The 16,943-nt window shown below is 57.8% G+C and carries 13 protein-coding genes and 1 other annotated feature; of the genes, 5 read left to right on the plus strand and 8 right to left on the minus strand.

All coding sequences use genetic code 11. The features are described from left to right. Positions 1-184 precede the first annotated feature (184 nt). From htpG to LPQ25_RS19725, 6 genes are all read right to left on the minus strand, one after another. The gene (gene htpG / locus LPQ25_RS19700) at positions 185-2,059 is read right to left on the minus strand and encodes a molecular chaperone HtpG (RefSeq protein ID WP_004177228.1); all 1,875 of its coding nucleotides are present in this window, start codon (positions 2,057-2,059) and stop codon (positions 185-187) included. Between the two features lie 111 nt (positions 2,060-2,170). Continuing rightward, entirely contained in the window at positions 2,171-2,776 is a 606-nt protein-coding gene (recR, locus tag LPQ25_RS19705) for a recombination mediator RecR (protein ID WP_002892177.1), read from the minus strand. Further along, positions 2,776-3,108 carry a YbaB/EbfC family nucleoid-associated protein gene (locus LPQ25_RS19710; RefSeq protein ID WP_002892173.1) on the minus strand — a complete coding sequence of 111 codons (333 nt, stop codon included), beginning with the start codon at positions 3,106-3,108 and terminating at the stop codon, positions 2,776-2,778. Before LPQ25_RS19710 ends, recR begins: the two co-directional genes overlap by 1 nt. 57 nt (positions 3,109-3,165) lie before the next feature. Beyond that, complete coding sequence (gene dnaX / locus LPQ25_RS19715) at positions 3,166-5,073, minus strand: DNA polymerase III subunit gamma/tau (RefSeq protein ID WP_012737520.1); 1,908 nt, start codon at positions 5,071-5,073, stop codon at positions 3,166-3,168. After that, positions 3,769-3,833: a sequence feature (DnaX frameshifting element), on the minus strand. It overlaps the preceding gene by 65 nt. A gap of 92 nt (positions 5,074-5,165) precedes the next feature. Further along, on the minus strand, positions 5,166-5,717 hold the full coding sequence (apt, locus tag LPQ25_RS19720; protein ID WP_014907969.1) for an adenine phosphoribosyltransferase: 552 nt from the start codon (positions 5,715-5,717) through the stop codon (positions 5,166-5,168). A gap of 150 nt (positions 5,718-5,867) precedes the next feature. Continuing rightward, positions 5,868-6,245: a DUF454 family protein gene (locus LPQ25_RS19725; RefSeq protein ID WP_002892144.1), complete on the minus strand. Its 378-nt coding sequence runs from the start codon at positions 6,243-6,245 to the stop codon at positions 5,868-5,870. Between the two features lie 69 nt (positions 6,246-6,314). On the opposite strand from LPQ25_RS19725, the gene priC reads away from it, so the two are divergent. The 3 genes from priC to LPQ25_RS19740 all read left to right on the plus strand — a co-directional run bounded on the left by priC (position 6,315) and on the right by LPQ25_RS19740 (position 8,007). Beyond that, positions 6,315-6,842, plus strand: coding sequence for a primosomal replication protein N'' (gene priC / locus LPQ25_RS19730; RefSeq protein ID WP_002892142.1), 528 nt, complete (start codon positions 6,315-6,317; stop codon positions 6,840-6,842). Positions 6,843-6,854: 12 nt separating this feature from the next. Then, positions 6,855-7,028 carry a pleiotropic regulatory protein RsmS gene (gene rsmS, locus LPQ25_RS19735; RefSeq protein ID WP_002892136.1) on the plus strand — a complete coding sequence of 58 codons (174 nt, stop codon included), beginning with the start codon at positions 6,855-6,857 and terminating at the stop codon, positions 7,026-7,028. 67 nt (positions 7,029-7,095) lie between these two features. Beyond that, the gene (locus LPQ25_RS19740) at positions 7,096-8,007 is read left to right on the plus strand and encodes an Rpn family recombination-promoting nuclease/putative transposase (protein WP_012737518.1); all 912 of its coding nucleotides are present in this window, start codon (positions 7,096-7,098) and stop codon (positions 8,005-8,007) included. 35 nt (positions 8,008-8,042) lie between these two features. On the opposite strand, the gene mscK is transcribed toward LPQ25_RS19740, so the two are convergent. Further along, positions 8,043-11,390 carry a mechanosensitive channel MscK gene (gene mscK / locus LPQ25_RS19745; protein ID WP_004177234.1) on the minus strand — a complete coding sequence of 1,116 codons (3,348 nt, stop codon included), beginning with the start codon at positions 11,388-11,390 and terminating at the stop codon, positions 8,043-8,045. A gap of 129 nt (positions 11,391-11,519) precedes the next feature. After that, positions 11,520-12,170 (minus strand): multidrug efflux transporter transcriptional repressor AcrR, encoded by a 651-nt coding sequence (gene acrR, locus LPQ25_RS19750; RefSeq protein WP_002892080.1) that lies wholly within the window; start codon positions 12,168-12,170, stop codon positions 11,520-11,522. 142 nt (positions 12,171-12,312) lie between these two features. Between acrR and acrA the strand changes: the two genes are divergently transcribed. Together acrA and acrB are read left to right on the plus strand one after the other, a co-directional pair. Further along, complete coding sequence (gene acrA, locus LPQ25_RS19755; protein ID WP_004177236.1) at positions 12,313-13,506, plus strand: multidrug efflux RND transporter periplasmic adaptor subunit AcrA; 1,194 nt, start codon at positions 12,313-12,315, stop codon at positions 13,504-13,506. Positions 13,507-13,528: 22 nt separating this feature from the next. After that, the gene (gene acrB, locus LPQ25_RS19760) at positions 13,529-16,675 is read left to right on the plus strand and encodes a multidrug efflux RND transporter permease subunit AcrB (RefSeq protein WP_002892069.1); all 3,147 of its coding nucleotides are present in this window, start codon (positions 13,529-13,531) and stop codon (positions 16,673-16,675) included. Positions 16,676-16,943 lie beyond the last annotated feature (268 nt).

Consider the following 16,943-nt stretch of genomic DNA (forward strand, 5'->3'; position numbering starts at 1 on the left):
AACGCTAAACCATACCACCAGAACGGCGATGGCTCAAGGAAGGCGGTGCGGCTGAAACGGTTAATGGTGAGATATTTTATGCAATCCAATGTGAAATGCCCCGCCTGAGCAAATTGCTCAGACGGGGCATTTATTCCGTTTCCGGCGTCGCGTCGCTCGGCCGGGCTACTCGTTCAGCTTCGTGTCAGGAAGCCAGCAGCTGGTTCATACGACGGATAAACTGGTTCGGATCTTCCAGCGTGCCGCGCTCGGCCAGCAGCGCCTGATCCAGCAGCAGTTCCACCCATTCGCCGAACTGGGCGTCATCCTGGGTATCAGCTGCGCGTTTCACCAGCTGATGCGCCGGGTTCAGTTCGAAGATGTATTTCACTTCCGGCGCCGCCTGGCCCGCTGCCGCGAACAGCTTCGCCATCTGAGTGCTCATCTCGTCGGCGTCGGTGGTGACAATCGCCGGGGTGTCGGTCAGACGATGGGTCAGACGTACCTCTTTCACCCGGTCGCCAAGCAGGTTTTTCACCCGCTCAACGAACGGCTCCAGCGCTTTTTCGGCTTCTTTGGTGGACTCGTCTACTTCATCCGCCAGCTTGTCCAGCGACTCGTCGGCTTTAGCGACAGACTGGAACGCTTTGCCGTCGAACTCGGTCAGGTAGCTCATCATCCACTCGTCGATGCGATCGGAGAGCAGCAGCACTTCGATCCCTTTCTTACGCAGCAACTCGAGGTGCGGGCTGCTCTTCGCCGCCGCATAGCTGTCGGCTGTGATGTAGTAGATCTTCTCCTGACCTTCTTTCATGCGTGAGACATACTCTTCCAGCGATACGGTCTGCGCGGAGGAGTCGGTATGGGTGGTTGCGAAACGCAGCAGTTTGGCGATCGCTTCCTGGTTGCTCGGATCTTCCGCCGGGCCCTCTTTCAGCACCAGGCCGAACTGTTTCCAGAAGGTTTGGTATTTTTCAGCGTCGTCTTTCGCCAGCTTATCCAGCATCTGCAGCGCGCGTTTGGTCAGCGCGGTGCGCAGGTTGCGGGTCACGCTGCTGTCCTGCAGGATTTCACGGGAGACGTTCAGCGGCAGATCGTTGGAATCGATCAGGCCGCGCACGAAGCGCAGATAGTTCGGCATAAACTGCTCGGCGTCGTCCATGATGAACACACGCTGGACGTACAGCTTCAGGCCGTGTTTATGATCGCGGTTCCACATATCCCACGGCGCCTGCGACGGGATATACAGCAGGCTGGTGTACTCCTGCTTACCTTCCACGCGGTTGTGGCTCCAGGTCAGCGGGTCGCTGTAGTCGTGAGCGATATGCTTATAAAACTCTTTGTATTCGTCGTCGTTAACTTCGGATTTGCTGCGGGTCCACAGGGCCTGCGCCTTGTTGATTTTTTCCCACGAAATCACGGTTTCGCCGTCTTTCTCTTCCCGTTTTTCAATCTCAACCGGCAGCGCGATATGGTCGGAATACTTGCTGATGATAGAGCGCACGCGCCAGTCGTTGAGGAAATCATCTTCGCCTTCGCGCAGATGCAGGGTGATTTCGGTGCCGCGATCGGCTTTGGTGATATCAGCTACGGTATATTCGCCTTCGCCGGCGGACTCCCAGAACACGCCGTTTTCCGGCTTGTCGCCCGCCGCACGGGTACGCACGGTCACTTTGTCCGCCACGATGAAGGCCGAATAGAAGCCGACGCCGAACTGACCGATCAGCTGGCTATCCTTCGCCTGGTCGGAACCCATCGATTCGAGGAACGCTTTGGTGCCGGATTTGGCGATGGTGCCGAGATGGTCGATAACCTCTTCCCGGTTCATACCGATACCGTTATCGGCGATGGTCAGGGTGCGGTTGTCTTTATCAAACGAAACCCGCACGCGCAGCTCGCCGTCTCCCTCATACAAATCCGGCTGCGACAGCGCGCGGAAACGCAGCTTATCGGCCGCATCAGAGGCGTTGGAAATCAGCTCACGCAGAAAGATTTCTTTGTTGGAATAGAGGGAATGGATCATCAGGTGCAGAAGCTGCTTTACTTCTGACTGAAAACCACGAGTTTCTTGTCCTTTCATCTGATTCAACCTCAACAATGCCATTTTAAATGGGTAAAAAACCGTTGAGTGGGAGATGGGGACAGCGGGGAAATTTTTCAAGCGGAGGCGGCAAAGGCCGCCTCCATTTGTTCAGAAAGTAATCTTGTGGCGACCGGCCAGGGAGTGGGACAGCGTGGTGCCGTCGACCATCTCCAGCTCGCCGCCCACCGGCACGCCGTGGGCGATTCGGCTGGCGTCGACGCCATACTGCGCGCACAGCTCTGCGATGTAGTTGGCCGTCGCCTCGCCCTCAACGGTCGGGTTGGTGGCGAGGATCACCTCGGTGATCGACTCCGCCTCCAGCCGTTGCTCCAGGCGATCGAGCCCGATGTCATCAGGCCCGATGCCGTCGAGCGGCGACAGGTGCCCCATCAGCACGAAGTAGCGGCCGGAATACTGCCCGGTCTGCTCAATGGCATAGATGTCCGCCGGACTCTCTACCACGCAGATCTGGCCGTTTTCCTGGCGACGCGGGTTGCTGCAGATATTGCACACCTCCTGCTCGGTGAAGGTGCGGCAATCGGCGCAGTGGCCGATCTCCGACATCGCACGCGTCAGCGCCTGCGCCAGGCGCATCCCGCCGCTGCGATCGCGCTGCAGCAGGGTAAACGCCATGCGCTGCGCTGACTTCGGGCCGACGCCCGGCAGACAGCGCAGCGCTTCCATAAGCTGAGTTAACAGCGGGCTGGTTTGCATCAGAACGGCATCTTGAAGCCTGGCGGCAGTTGCATACCGGCAGAAACGGAAGCCATCTTCTCTTTCTGGGTCTCTTCGATACGGCGCGCGGCGTCGTTGAACGCGGCAGCCACCAGGTCTTCGAGCATCTCTTTGTCGTCTTCCAGCAGGCTTGGGTCGATCTCCACACGGCGGCAGTTGTGCGCGCCGTTAATGGTCACTTTCACCAGACCCGCGCCGGATTCGCCGGTTACTTCCAGCTGAGCGATCTCTTCCTGCATCTTCTGCATTTTCTCTTGCATCTGCTGGGCCTGCTTCATCAGGTTACCCAGGCCGCCTTTTCCACCAAACATAGGCTTCTCTCTCAGTCAGTCATCGTTAAAGGTACTGAATGCCAGTCAGACTGGCATTCAAATGGGGCGAATACTCTCTTCATCCAGATCGGCGTCGAAGAAACGACGCAGGGTCTGAATGTTATTATCCGCGATAATGGCTTCGCGCGCCTGCGCGAGCTTCTCTTCATAAATAGCCTGCCGCCACTCCAGCGGCGTACGCATCGCGGGATTATCGTCTTCCACGATGGTCAATTCAACCGGCGTACCGTACAACACCCCCAGCGCTTCAGCCAGCTTTTGCTGCGCGCTGGCGGAATTGAGGTGGCGCTGGCTGGGACGCAGATGCAGACAGACGCGGCTGCCCTCCTGCTCTTTCCACGCGTTGAGCGCCACCTGCTCGACCAGCTTCGGTACCGCCAGCTGGCTCACTTCCGCCGCCCAGCTGTCGCGCTCGACCGCTTCTTCGGCGAGCTTGGCCGCCAGCTCCGGCGTCTTCTCATGCTCCAGCGCCTTTTTCAGCGCTTTGGGCGTGGCGACTTCGACTTTGCTCTCTTCCACCACCGTCGTCGCCTTCCAGCGATAGGCCTCTTTCTTCGCCGGGGCCTGCTCCAGCGCGGCCGCGGCCGGACGAGCCTGGACGCGCTCGGTAATCGAACTCAGTCGCTCCAGCGCAGCGTTATTCACCGGCCGCGCGCGGGTAGCGGCTGCCGGTTCACTCTTTTTTGGGGTGGTTGCTCCCTGACTGCGCTGCAGGTGGCTGCGGGCCGCCAGCACCTGGCTGGTGGTCGGCGGCAAACTCTGCGGCGACTGTGGCGGCGGCGCGGCGGGGGCAACCGGCTGACGCGGCGCGGGCGCGGCGGCCTGTGCCGGCTGCACCTCCGGCTCCGGCAGCGGCTTACGCGGATGAAACGCCAGGGCACGCAGCAGCGTCATTTCGACGCCCATCCGCCGGTCCGGGGCGTAAGGCAGCTCTTTGCGGCCAATCAGCAGCGTTTGGTAGTAGAGCTGAACATCGCCGGGCGGTACGGTTCGCGCCAGTTCGCGCATCCGCACTTCGACCGCGGCCATGTCGGCGCCCAGCGCCGAAGGCGACAGCTGAACCATGGCGATGCGGTGCAGCAGGCTCTGCATCTCGACCAGCAGCGCCTCCCACTCGACGCCGCGTGCGGCGGCGTCATTGACGCCCGCCATGACCCGCTCGCCGTCGGCAGCAACCAGCGCTTCAATCAGCGACAGCGCCTGATCGTCATCAAGGGTGCCGAGCATGGTGCTCACCGATGCGGCCGTCAGCTGCCCTTCCCCACTGGCAATCGCCTGATCGGTCAGGCTTAAGGCATCGCGCAGGCTGCCATCGGCCGCCCGCGACAACAGCTGCAGCGCGCGGGGCTCAAAGGCAATCTGCTCTTCGCCAAGAATATGCTCCAGCTGATGGCGGATCTGTTCAACGTCCAGCGCCTTCAGGTGGAACTGCAGGCAGCGGGATAAGATCGTTACCGGCAGCTTCTGCGGATCCGTCGTCGCCAGCAGGAATTTGACGTGCGCCGGCGGCTCCTCCAGCGTTTTTAACAACGCGTTGAAGCTGTGACGCGACAGCATATGGACTTCGTCGATGAGATAGACCTTAAAGCGGCCGCGGGCCGGCGCGTACTGGACGTTGTCCAGCAGATCGCGGGTATCTTCGACTTTGGTTCGCGAGGCGGCGTCAATCTCAATCAGATCGACAAAGCGCCCCTGTTCAATTTCCCGGCAGTTATCGCACACGCCGCAGGGGGTGGCGGTGATGCCGGTTTCACAGTTTAACCCTTTCGCCAGCAGACGGGCGATGGAGGTCTTCCCGACCCCGCGGGTACCGGAAAAAAGATAAGCGTGATGAATGCGCCCTAACGACAAGCCGTTCGCCAGTGCGGTCAGCACATGTTCCTGGCCGACGACGTCAGCAAAGGTTTGTGGGCGCCATTTACGGGCTAAGACCTGATAACTCATGGGCTGGCTCTGAAACGCTGGAAGGTGAAATCACGAAGGGGTCATGCTATCACAGCCCCGCCCGATCGGCGAGGCTATGTGGAGGGATTTGCTTAGTGGCCCGGGAACGGCACCAGACTGTAGCAGTGGATCCCCAGCTTCTCCAGGCGCTGTTCGCCGCCCAGATCGAAGAGATTGATAATGAAAGCGGCATCGTGCACTTCGCCGCCGAGGCGGCGGATCAGTTTGACCGTGGCGTCGATAGTGCCGCCGGTCGCCAGCAGATCGTCAACCACCAGCACTTTATCGCCCGGTTTAATGGCGTCAACGTGGATCTCCAGCTGATCGGTGCCATACTCCAGCTCATAGGTCTCGGCAATGGTTTCACGCGGCAACTTACGCGGCTTGCGTACCGGAACAAAGCCCACGCCCAGCGCCAGCGCAACCGGTGCGCCGAACAGGAAGCCACGCGCCTCAGTCCCTACCACTTTGGTAATACCCGCGTTTTTGTAGCGCTCGGTCAGCAGTTCAATGCTAAGCGCGTAGGCCTTCGGGTCTTCCAGTAAGCTGGTGACATCGCGGAAAAGAATGCCAGGTTTTGGATAATCCTCGATACTCTGGATGCTGTTCTTCAGATATTCAAGCTGCTGTGCAGTTGCGGTCATAAGTGTATGCCTGATTGAAACGGTATTACCCACGGGCGTGCAAAAGGGGCCAAAGAAACATTTGTTTAACCTTTGACCAGGCTTGCCCGCGCTCGAAAACGCCAGAATTTACTGGCTGTCGGCAACAATTGCAACAGGCATTATTGCGCATCAGTGCTTTTGTTGCTTTGCGTCAACCACCGGAATGCGCCACATAAAGATCAGCAGACAGGCCAGAATGACCAACAGCATGATGCGCACCCACGTAAGCTTAACCAGCCATAGCGAAATAGCAAAAGTCACTACGATCATCGCAATGGCGCGCGGTTTGGCGCCGCGAGGCATGGCGCGGTACTGTTGCCAGTGGCGAAGATAGCCGCCAAACCAGGAGCGATACAGCAGCCACTGGTGAAAGCGCGGCGATGAGCGGGCAAAGCACCAGGCGGCGAGCAGAATAAACGGCGTCGTCGGCAGCAACGGTAAGAAGACGCCCAGCGTACCCAGCGCTACCGCCAGCCAGCCGATAATGGTTAAAATAACAGGTGGCATAATGCGAATCGTTATCAAACAGATGAGGCTACTGTAGCACAGTTGGCTGGAAGGGAATGGAGAGGTGTGGTGAAAACAGCTCAACTTTTACAAACGCTGAACGATCAGCTCAGCGAGCTGGCCGCGCTGGTGGCGCCGCTGGCGGAGCACGCGACCCTCAGCCCGCGCTTTGACCGTCAGCTCTTCCACACCCGCAGCACGCTGATGCAGGCCTATCTGGCGGAAGCCCAACACAACTTTAACCAGCTCCGCCAGGCCGTCGAGCGCCAGCAGCTGCCGCAGGTGGTCTGGATTGCCGAGCGTCTGGCGGCACAAATCGCCGCGCTGCGCCGTGAAACCGCCACCTGGTCCTTGCGCAGTTGGGACCACGCGTCGCCAACGTTGAGCCGCTGGCAGCGCCGTCGCCTGCAGCATCAGGAGTATGAGCGCCGCCTGCTGGCGATGCGCGACCAACGCCAGCGTCAGCTGGCGCAGGCGACCAGCCTTGACGAGCAGCAGCGGCTGGGGAAAGAAGTTGAAGCCTACAGCGGCCGGTTGGCGCGCTGCCGACAGGCGCTGGACAAGATTGAAAACGTACTGGCGCGGCTGACGCGCTAACAGGAGAGCCCGATGTCGCTGGAAAATGCATCCGATGAGGTCAAACTGGCCGTCGATTTAATCATGTTGCTGGAATCGCATCAGATCCCGGCGCAAACCGTGCTGAGCGCGCTGGAAATTGTCCGGCGGGATTATGCAAACAAGTTAAAAAACGCGGAAAGCGGGTCGCAAAACCCAGAGAAGTAGGATGTTGTCTCCGGCAGTGTGCTGGCAGTCTGGTCCTCTGCGCATGACGCCACTGGAGACAATATTGATGGAAAAAGTCAGTCAAACCCCACACGACGCGGTGTTTCGCCAGATGCTCATGCATCAGGCGGTCGCGAAGGATTTTTTGCAGTTGTACCTCCCCGCGCCGTTTCTGGCGATCTGCGAACTGGATTCGCTGCAGCTGGTCTCCGGTAGCTTTGTTGAAGAGGACCTGCGCGCCAGCTATTCCGATATCCTTTACTCACTGCGCACGCGTCATGGACCGGGCTATGTGTACGCGCTGATTGAGCACCAGAGTACCCCGGACAAGCTGATGGCGTTTCGCCTGCTGCGCTATGCGCTGGCTGCCATGCAGCGTCATCTGGACGCCGGCCACGACACGCTGCCGCTGGTGGTGCCGATTCTGTTTTATCACGGCAAAGTGAGCCCCTGGCCCTGGGCCCGCAACTGGCAACAGCTATTCGACGATCCGGCGCTGGCGAAGGCGCTCTATAGCAATGATTTTCCGCTGGTGGACCTCACCGTAATGCCAGATAATCAGATCGCCCGTCATCGGCGGATGGCCATGCTGGAGCTGCTGCAAAAGCATATCCGCCATCGCGATCTGGCCGAGCTGCAGGTGCCGCTGATTGCGCTGATGACGCAAGGCTATCTGACAGAAGCGCAGCTGAATACGCTGCTGCGCTATATGTTGCAGGCGGGAACCACGGAACATCCGGGGGCGCTGATCCGCACGCTGGCGGCGCAGTCGCCCAGGCATAAGGAGCTGATGATGACCATTGCCGAATGGCTGGAAGAGAAAGGCCGTAAACAGGGACAGCAAGAGGGTGAGCAGGAAGGTCGAGAAGCCGCTACCCGCAGCATCGCCGCCAGAATGCTGGCGCGCGGCCTCGAACGTCAAACCGTGCAGGAGCTCACCGGGCTGAGCGATGAAGAACTCGCCGCGCTGGCGCCCTGATACAGCAGGGGCGGCTTTGCGCCGCCCCTCTTCGCTCAGGACGCGGTGGTGGGCGCCAGATCGTCGCCTTTCCCGTCCCGTTTCACTTCGGTGACTTCATCGCCTTTTTCATTGCGCAGATGAACTTCCAGCTGGTTAAAGGCAATGTTGATGTCATTCTCCCGGCACAGGCGGTCGATGGCGCGGTTGAGCTCATCTACCGTGTAGCTGCGATCGCGCAGTTCTCGAACATACAGACGCAGTTCATGATCCAGGGTACTGGCCCCGAAGGTGGTGAAGAAAACCGCTGGCGCCGGCTCCTGCATCACTTTCGGATGATCGTGCGCGGCCTTCAGCAGCACCTCTTTCACCTTATCCAGGTCTGAGCCATAGGCGACGCCGAGGCGGATCACCACCCGGGTCACGGTGTCGGAGAGCGACCAGTTGATCAAGCGCTCGGTAACGAACGCCTTGTTCGGGATAATCACCTCTTTGCGATCGAAATCGGTGATGGTGGTGGCGCGAATACGGATTTTGCTTACCGTCCCCGAGAAGGTTCCGATAGTGACCGTATCCCCAATGCGCACCGGACGTTCGAACAGAATGATTAGGCCGGAGACAAAGTTACCGAAGATCTCCTGCAGACCAAAACCTAAACCAACCGACAGCGCGGCCGCCAGCCATTGCAGTTTATCCCAGGAGACACCCAGCGCCCCGAATACCGTCATCGCCCCGATAGCGATAATCGCATAGTTGAGAATGGTGGTGATGGCGTAGGAGGTCCCCTGACGCATGTTGAGCCGCGACAGCACCAGCACCTCCAGCAAACCCGGCAGGTTGCGGATCAGCGCCCAGGCGACCATTGACGCCACAATGGCGAACAACAAACTGCCCATCGTCACGCTGCGCACCACGCTGGCCCCCGCCTCGGTGCCGTTGTAGTGCCAGAGGGTAATGCTGTCGAGGTAGGCGAAAACGGTGATCAAATCAGACCAAATCGCCCAGAACATCACCGCGAACAGCGCGACCATCACCAACATGGTGATGCGCAGCGTCTGCTGGTTGACCTGCTCGAGAGCGATAGTTGGCTCTTCCTGCGGCTCGGCGCCTTCCGCCCCTTCCTTCACCAGATGTTGACGGCGCGCCAGCGCGCGGCGCCAGGCGATACGCCGCGCCGCCACGCTCAGGCCGCGCAGCACGGTCTGGTACAGCAGGTTCCAGATCATCACCAGATACACGGTCTCGATCCAGCGTCCCGCCAGACGCAGCGTCGTGTAGAAGTAGCCGGTTGCCGTCAGCACCATCAGGGCCACCGGAACGATAGACAACACCGTGATCGTCAGCAGGCGCAGGCTGTGCGACTCTTTATCGCGCCAGCTTTCCCGGCACATCGGCCAAACCAGCACCGCGATCAGCAGTAAGTTGAAGAAAATCACCAACTGCCCCAGCACGTCGTCCATCAGGTTCAGCGGCGACAGTTCGGAAATCACCGACCAGAAATTCAGCGGCAGCAGCGCCAGGCTGACGCGAACAATCTGCCGCCGCCAGTGGCTGGTCAACTGCGCCGGCATATTAAAGTGGTTGACCGCGACGCCGTTCTTTTCCAGCACTTTCCAGCACAGGCCAAACACCAGCCAGAACATAGCCAGCTTTTTACTGTACGCCCACAGCAGTCCGCTAATATTTAACTGCATGGTGAGTAAGATCAGACCGATAGCCAGAATCAACAGCACCACCGGTAAGGCGCGGATCAGATCGATCAGGATCGCCTTCGGCGTATGCAGTTGGGTATCGTTGCGCAGCTGTCCCACCTGGGAAGCAAGCTTTGCCTGATAATCCTTGAGCCACTGCAGACGCCAGCGGATGAGGCCGGCAATCAACAGCAGCGGTAAACCGGCCAGGAAAGCGACAAACACCGCAGGCCACGCTTTTTCCCAGTTCACGGTGATTTTCATCGCCTTAAACTGACCTTTCAGCGCTTCCGGGAAGGCCTTAATCCACTCCCAGTCCATCGGTTTATTGCTGTTCACCCAGAAAATTTGCTGGGTCAGAATTTCCTTCAGACTGCTCGAGACGCTCATCAGCTGCTGCTGGTTGATCTGCAGGTTGATGGCCATCATCAGCTGGTTGCCCAACTGTTTGTTGAACTGATCAAGCAGTTCGCGACGCATGTCGATCACTTCCAGTAGCGCGGCGTGGACTTCATCGTTCACTTCGCTGCTGTGCCCCTCCTCCAGTTTGGCGACAAAGGCATCGCTCTGGAACAGCGCGTCGCGCTGCTGGTTCACCTCAAACTGTTCAAGCCGCAGGTCGGCGATGCGGTTGGTCATATCCTGCAGCTCATCCGCCGACGGTAATGTCTGTTGCTGTTGGTAAAGAATACGCGACAGCAGCAGGCTCCCCCGCAGAACTGAAATTTGCTCTTTAATATCCCGTTCAGACTGCAGCGCGCGGTCGAGCCAGTTTTTGACCTGGATATTGCGCTGCACCAGCTGGTTACCGTTCTCTGTTGCCTGGATCAGCTTCTCGCTGAGCTGATGGTTAATATCCAGCTCCTGCTTGACCAGCGGGTTGGCCTGAATACGCGCCGTTTCGTCGGGGGTAACCGCCTCCTGGGCGGTTTTCTCGGTCAGGGTCAGCCGTTTGCTGTTCACGGCCTCCTGCAGCAGCTGTAGCTGATGCTCCAGCCGGTTGCTCCAGGCGGTGACGTAGTCACGCTGCTTCTGCAGGGTATCCTGCAGGATAGTGTTGCCTTCGAGGCTCTTGCGCTGTTGCTCGATCTGCGCGTTGAGCAATGCCTGTTGAGCCTGCAACAGTACCTGCTGGGTCGGGCGTAGGGTCTCGTCGCCCACCGAGGTGCCATTCAGACGATTGCGGATCTGCTGCAGCTGCTGGGAGGCGTTGAACATCGCATTTTGCACGCGTTCCGGCTGCGTTTGCAGGGAAACCAGTTGGCTGTTATAGGTCGCCAGATCGTTTTGCGCATTCTGCAGATCGTCCAGCGTCTGGGTGACGCGCGACTCCAGCTGACGCAGGGAGAGCGTACTTAGCGTTTTGCGCGTCGCGTCGTCGTTCGGGACATCGCTCAGGTTATTGAGGCTCTCCACCGCCTGGCGCAGCTTCGCCGGCGCCTGCTCGACCTGCTGTCGCAGCTGTGCCGTCTCGCTTTTGATACGCTCGATTTTATCCAGCGTTTCCAGCGTCTGAGTCAGATCCTGCTGGACCAGTTTGTCCTGCGGAGTCAGTTCTTTTTGCTTGTTTAACGTATTGAGCTGGCTCTGCACCTCTGCCCGATCGGGGAGATCCGCGGCGCGGCCCTGGACTGGGCTGAAAAGGCCAATAAAACAGAGCAGCGTGATAATAAAGATGAACGTGGCGCGTTGCCTGGAGATCGTGTGCAGCATAGTTAATATGAATGAATGCAAATGCCGGAGAATACCGGGGGTCGTCGCAAGCGCGCAGAATAGCACTTCTCAGCGCTGGCGAATAGCGGCGGACGGCGCTAAAAATTCACGCCCATCCGCGCGCTACCTTTAAGCTGACAAGCTCTCCGGGCCGCGTAGCGTCGGGCAGAATTGATACATCTCCAGCAGAATAGCGACGTAGTCCCGCGCTTCCGCATGCAGGTCGAACGAATCGGGGGCAAACAGCCAGTTTTCCATCAGCCCGGAAAGGTAGCTGCGCATTAACACGGCCGCCCGCCGGGTGAGTAAATTGGCGGGCAGCAGCTTCGCCGCGATGCATTCTTTCAAGGTCTGCTCGATACGCTCATAACTCGCCAGGGAGAGCTGCCGCTGGGCCTGCTGCACCACGGTCATTTCACCGACGAACTCACACTTATGATAGATAATCTCCATCATTAATCGTCGACGTTCTTCTGTCACTGTCGCTTCAAGAACATAGACTAGAATCTCCCTGATAACTGAGAGTGGATCGTTGGGGAATTTTGCCCGATACTCAATTTCGAGATCGCTAATACTGGCGTCTGACAGCTCCCAAATTTCGTTGAATAAATCTGATTTATTCTTGAAATGCCAGTAGATAGCCCCCCTCGTTACACCCGCAGCTTTTGCAATTGTTGCCAACGAGGTAGATGATACGCCTTGCTGCGAAAACAGACGCAGAGCAACATCCAGAATCAGTTGCCGGGTTTCACGTGCCTGTTGTTTGGTTTTTCGTGCCATAGGTTAATGACTTTACAGAGGTTACGTTTACATACATTTGTGAATGTATGTACCATAGCATGACCATAATAGAAAGACTGTAGTGGGTTTGTGGTTGTTTGAGCCACTGAACATTTTGAAATTGGACACTCGAGGTTTACATATGAACAAAAACAGAGGGTTAACGCCTCTGGCGGTCGTTCTGATGCTCTCAGGCAGCTTAGCGCTAACAGGATGTGACGATAAACCGGCTCAACAGGGAGCCCAGCACATGCCGGAAGTCGGTATTGTGACGCTCAAATCCGCACCTCTACAAATAACCACCGAACTGCCAGGCCGCACCAGCGCCTATCGCATTGCGGAAGTCCGTCCTCAGGTCAGTGGCATTATTTTAAAACGTAACTTCGTGGAAGGTAGCGATATCCAGGCCGGCGTCTCTCTGTATCAGATCGATCCAGCCACCTATCAGGCCAGCTATGACAGCGCCAAAGGCGACCTGGCAAAAGCCCAGGCGGCGGCAAACATGGATCAACTGACGGTCAAGCGTTATCAGAAACTGTTGGGCACCAAATATATTAGTCAACAAGACTACGATACCGCCGTTGCGACGGCGCAGCAGAGCAATGCGGCCGTGGTCGCGGCGAAAGCTGCCGTTGAAACCGCGCGCATCAATCTGGCCTACACCAAAGTCACCTCGCCGATCAGCGGCCGGATCGGTAAATCCGCCGTGACCGAAGGGGCGCTGGTACAGAATGGTCAAACGACCGCCCTGGCAACCGTACAGCAGCTGGATCCGATCTATGTTGACGTCACCCAGTCGAGCAATGATTTCCTGCGCCTGAAGCAGGAGCTAGCCGACGGCCGCCTGAAACAGGAAAACGGCAAAGCGAAAGTGGAGCTGGTGACTAATGACGGTCTTAAGTATCCGCAGTCCGGCACGCTGGAATTCTCGGATGTCACCGTCGATCAGACCACCGGCTCAATCACACTACGCGCTATTTTCCCGAACCCGGATCACACCCTGCTACCGGGGATGTTCGTCCGTGCCCGTCTGGAAGAAGGGATTAACCCTGACGCCCTGCTGGTACCGCAACAGGGTGTTACCCGTACGCCGCGCGGCGACGCCAGCGTCATGGTAGTGGGGGAAGGCGATAAAGTCGAAGTCCGCCAGGTCACTGCTTCTCAGGCGATCGGCGATAAATGGCTGGTCACTGACGGTCTGAAATCCGGCGATCGCGTTATCGTCACCGGCCTGCAAAAAATCAAACCAGGTGTGCAGGTAAAAGCGCAGGAAGTAGCTTCTGATGATAAACAGCAAGCCGCAGGCAACGCGCCATCAGAACAAACCAAGTCTTAACTTAAACAGGAGCCGTTAAGACATGCCTAATTTCTTTATCGATCGCCCCATATTTGCATGGGTGATCGCCATTATCATCATGCTGGCTGGGGGATTATCGATCCTCAAATTGCCGGTGGCGCAATATCCGACGATTGCGCCGCCAGCAATTTCCATTACCGCCATGTACCCCGGTGCTGACGCCGAAACGGTGCAGAACACCGTAACTCAGGTTATCGAACAGAATATGAACGGTATCGATCACCTGATGTACATGTCCTCAAATGGCGACTCCACCGGTACGGCAACCATTACGCTGACCTTCGAATCCGGTACCGATCCGGATATCGCCCAGGTTCAGGTTCAGAACAAGCTGGCGCTGGCGACGCCTCTGCTGCCGCAAGAAGTCCAGCAGCAAGGGATTAGCGTTGAGAAAGCGTCCAGCAGCTTCCTGATGGTTGTCGGCGTCATTAACACCAACGGCACCATGAACCAGGACGATATTTCGGACTACGTGGCGGCCAACATGAAGGATCCGATTAGCCGTACCAGCGGCGTCGGCGACGTTCAGCTATTCGGTTCCCAGTATGCGATGCGTATCTGGATGGATCCAAACAAACTGAACAACTTCCAGCTTACGCCGGTGGATGTGATCAGCGCCCTGAAAGCGCAGAACGCCCAGGTGGCCGCGGGCCAGTTAGGCGGTACGCCGCCGGTGAAAGGCCAGCAGCTTAACGCCTCGATCATCGCGCAGACGCGTCTGACCAATACGGAAGAGTTTGGCAACATCCTGTTGAAGGTGAACCAGGACGGTTCCCAGGTTCGTCTGCGTGATGTCGCCAAAATTGAGCTGGGCGGCGAAAGCTATGACGTAGTGGCGAAGTTTAACGGCCAGCCGGCATCCGGTCTGGGTATTAAACTGGCTACCGGCGCGAACGCGCTGGATACCGCCAACGCTATTCGCGCTGAACTGGCGAAGATGGAGCCGTTTTTCCCGTCGGGGATGAAGATCGTTTACCCGTATGACACCACCCCGTTCGTGAAAATTTCTATTCACGAAGTGGTTAAAACGCTGGTGGAAGCGATCATCCTGGTGTTCCTGGTCATGTATCTGTTCCTGCAGAACTTCCGCGCCACCCTGATCCCCACCATCGCGGTACCGGTGGTCCTGTTAGGCACCTTCGCGGTGCTGGCGGCGTTTGGCTTCTCGATAAACACCCTGACGATGTTCGGGATGGTGCTCGCCATCGGCCTGTTGGTGGATGACGCCATCGTGGTGGTAGAGAACGTCGAGCGCGTGATGGCGGAAGAGGGTCTGCCGCCGAAAGAAGCGACGCGTAAATCGATGGGACAGATTCAGGGCGCGCTGGTTGGTATCGCTATGGTGCTGTCGGCGGTATTTATCCCGATGGCGTTCTTCGGCGGCTCAACCGGGGCCATCTATCGCCAGTTCTCCATCACTATCGTTTCCGCGATGGCGCTGTCGGTACTGGTGGCGTTAATCCTGACGCCGGCGCTGTGCGCCACGATGCTGAAACCCATTCAGAAAGGCAGCCATGGCGCGACCACCGGCTTCTTCGGCTGGTTTAACCGCATGTTTGATAAGAGCACGCACCATTACACCGACAGCGTAGGCAACATTCTGCGCAGCACCGGTCGTTATCTGGTGCTGTATCTGATCATCGTGGTGGGTATGGCATGGCTGTTCGTCCGTCTGCCGAGCTCGTTCCTGCCGGACGAGGACCAGGGTGTATTCCTGAGTATGGCGCAGCTGCCTGCCGGCGCCACCCAGGAACGTACGCAGAAAGTGCTGGATGAGATGACGAATTACTATCTCACCAAAGAGAAGGACAACGTGGAATCCGTGTTTGCGGTTAACGGCTTCGGTTTCGCCGGCCGCGGCCAGAACACCGGTATCGCGTTCGTTTCGCTGAAAGACTGGAGCCAGCGTCCGGGTGAGGAAAACAAAGTTGAAGCGATCACCGCGAGAGCAATGGGCTACTTCTCGCAGATTAAAGATGCGATGGTCTTCGCCTTTAACCTGCCGGCTATCGTTGAACTGGGTACCGCGACCGGCTTTGACTTCGAGCTGATTGACCAGGGCGGTCTGGGCCACGAAAAACTGACCCAGGCGCGTAACCAACTGTTTGGCATGGTGGCGCAGCATCCTGACGTGCTGACCGGCGTGCGCCCTAACGGTCTGGAAGATACACCGCAGTTTAAAATCGATATCGATCAGGAGAAAGCTCAGGCGCTGGGCGTCTCCATCAGCGACATTAACACCACGCTGGGCGCAGCCTGGGGCGGAAGCTATGTCAACGACTTTATCGACCGCGGCCGCGTGAAGAAAGTGTACATCATGTCCGAAGCGAAATACCGTATGCTGCCGGAAGATATCGGCAAGTGGTATGTTCGCGGCAGCGATGGTCAGATGGTGCCGTTCTCTGCTTTCTCGACCTCGCGTTGGGAATACGGTTCGCCGCGTCTGGAACGCTACAACGGTCTGCCGTCACTGGAAATCCTCGGTCAGGCCGCGCCAGGCAAGAGTACCGGTGAGGCGATGGCGCTGATGGAAGAGCTGGCGGGTAAACTGCCTTCCGGTATCGGCTACGACTGGACCGGGATGTCTTATCAGGAGCGACTGTCCGGCAACCAGGCCCCTGCCCTGTATGCCATCTCGCTGATTGTCGTCTTCCTGTGTCTGGCGGCGCTGTATGAGAGCTGGTCGATTCCGTTCTCGGTTATGCTGGTCGTCCCCTTGGGTGTGGTCGGTGCGCTGTTAGCCGCCACCTTCCGCGGGCTAACCAACGACGTTTACTTCCAGGTGGGTCTGCTGACCACCATCGGCCTGTCGGCGAAGAACGCAATATTGATCGTTGAATTCGCCAAAGACCTGATGGAGAAAGAGGGCAAAGGGCTGATTGAGGCGACGCTTGAAGCAGTACGTATGCGTCTACGTCCAATCCTGATGACATCTCTGGCGTTCATCCTCGGGGTAATGCCGCTAGTTATCAGCTCCGGCGCCGGCTCCGGTGCGCAGAACGCTGTCGGTACAGGCGTAATGGGCGGGATGGTGACCGCGACGATCCTGGCGATCTTCTTCGTGCCGGTGTTCTTTGTGGTGGTTCGTCGCCGCTTTAGCAAAAAATCGGAAGATATAGAGCACAGCCATCAGGTTGAGCATCATTAATCTTCACTCCTGAACAAAGGGCCGCTACCGCGGCCCTTTTTTATCACTGGCTGGCAAGGCACATATTGCCATTGTTTATTTTTCGTTCTGCATTTAATATATATTGATATGGCGCAGGCTATTTTTAGCAGCTTGTTCAACAACTCGGGATCGGCAAACACTCATTTACCAGGAATAATCTTACTATCATTATCCACGGGTCGGCGGTTTCTGAACGCGACAGCTGCCTGCCTTAAACCAATGATTCATAAGATTTCTCTATTTCTCC

The sequence above is a fragment of the Klebsiella sp. KPN54798 genome, from assembly GCF_021184225.1.
GTDB lineage: Bacteria > Pseudomonadota > Gammaproteobacteria > Enterobacterales > Enterobacteriaceae > Klebsiella > Klebsiella pneumoniae.

What these genes read in the sequence shown, in the direction of transcription:
- recR (WP_002892177.1), bottom strand. Translation starts at nt 2,776, where the DNA reads ATGCAAACCAGCCCGCTGTTAACTCAGCTTATGGAAGCGCTGCGCTGT.
- apt (WP_014907969.1), bottom strand. Translation starts at nt 5,717, where the DNA reads ATGACCGCAACTGCACAGCAGCTTGAATATCTGAAGAACAGCATCCAG.
- acrB (WP_002892069.1), top strand. Translation starts at nt 13,529, where the DNA reads ATGCCTAATTTCTTTATCGATCGCCCCATATTTGCATGGGTGATCGCC.
- htpG (WP_004177228.1), bottom strand. Translation starts at nt 2,059, where the DNA reads ATGAAAGGACAAGAAACTCGTGGTTTTCAGTCAGAAGTAAAGCAGCTT.
- acrR (WP_002892080.1), bottom strand. Translation starts at nt 12,170, where the DNA reads ATGGCACGAAAAACCAAACAACAGGCACGTGAAACCCGGCAACTGATT.
- LPQ25_RS19710 (WP_002892173.1), bottom strand. Translation starts at nt 3,108, where the DNA reads ATGTTTGGTGGAAAAGGCGGCCTGGGTAACCTGATGAAGCAGGCCCAG.
- rsmS (WP_002892136.1), top strand. Translation starts at nt 6,855, where the DNA reads ATGTCGCTGGAAAATGCATCCGATGAGGTCAAACTGGCCGTCGATTTA.
- LPQ25_RS19740 (WP_012737518.1), top strand. Translation starts at nt 7,096, where the DNA reads ATGGAAAAAGTCAGTCAAACCCCACACGACGCGGTGTTTCGCCAGATG.
- LPQ25_RS19725 (WP_002892144.1), bottom strand. Translation starts at nt 6,245, where the DNA reads ATGCCACCTGTTATTTTAACCATTATCGGCTGGCTGGCGGTAGCGCTG.
- acrA (WP_004177236.1), top strand. Translation starts at nt 12,313, where the DNA reads ATGAACAAAAACAGAGGGTTAACGCCTCTGGCGGTCGTTCTGATGCTC.
- dnaX (WP_012737520.1), bottom strand. Translation starts at nt 5,073, where the DNA reads ATGAGTTATCAGGTCTTAGCCCGTAAATGGCGCCCACAAACCTTTGCT.
- mscK (WP_004177234.1), bottom strand. Translation starts at nt 11,390, where the DNA reads ATGCTGCACACGATCTCCAGGCAACGCGCCACGTTCATCTTTATTATC.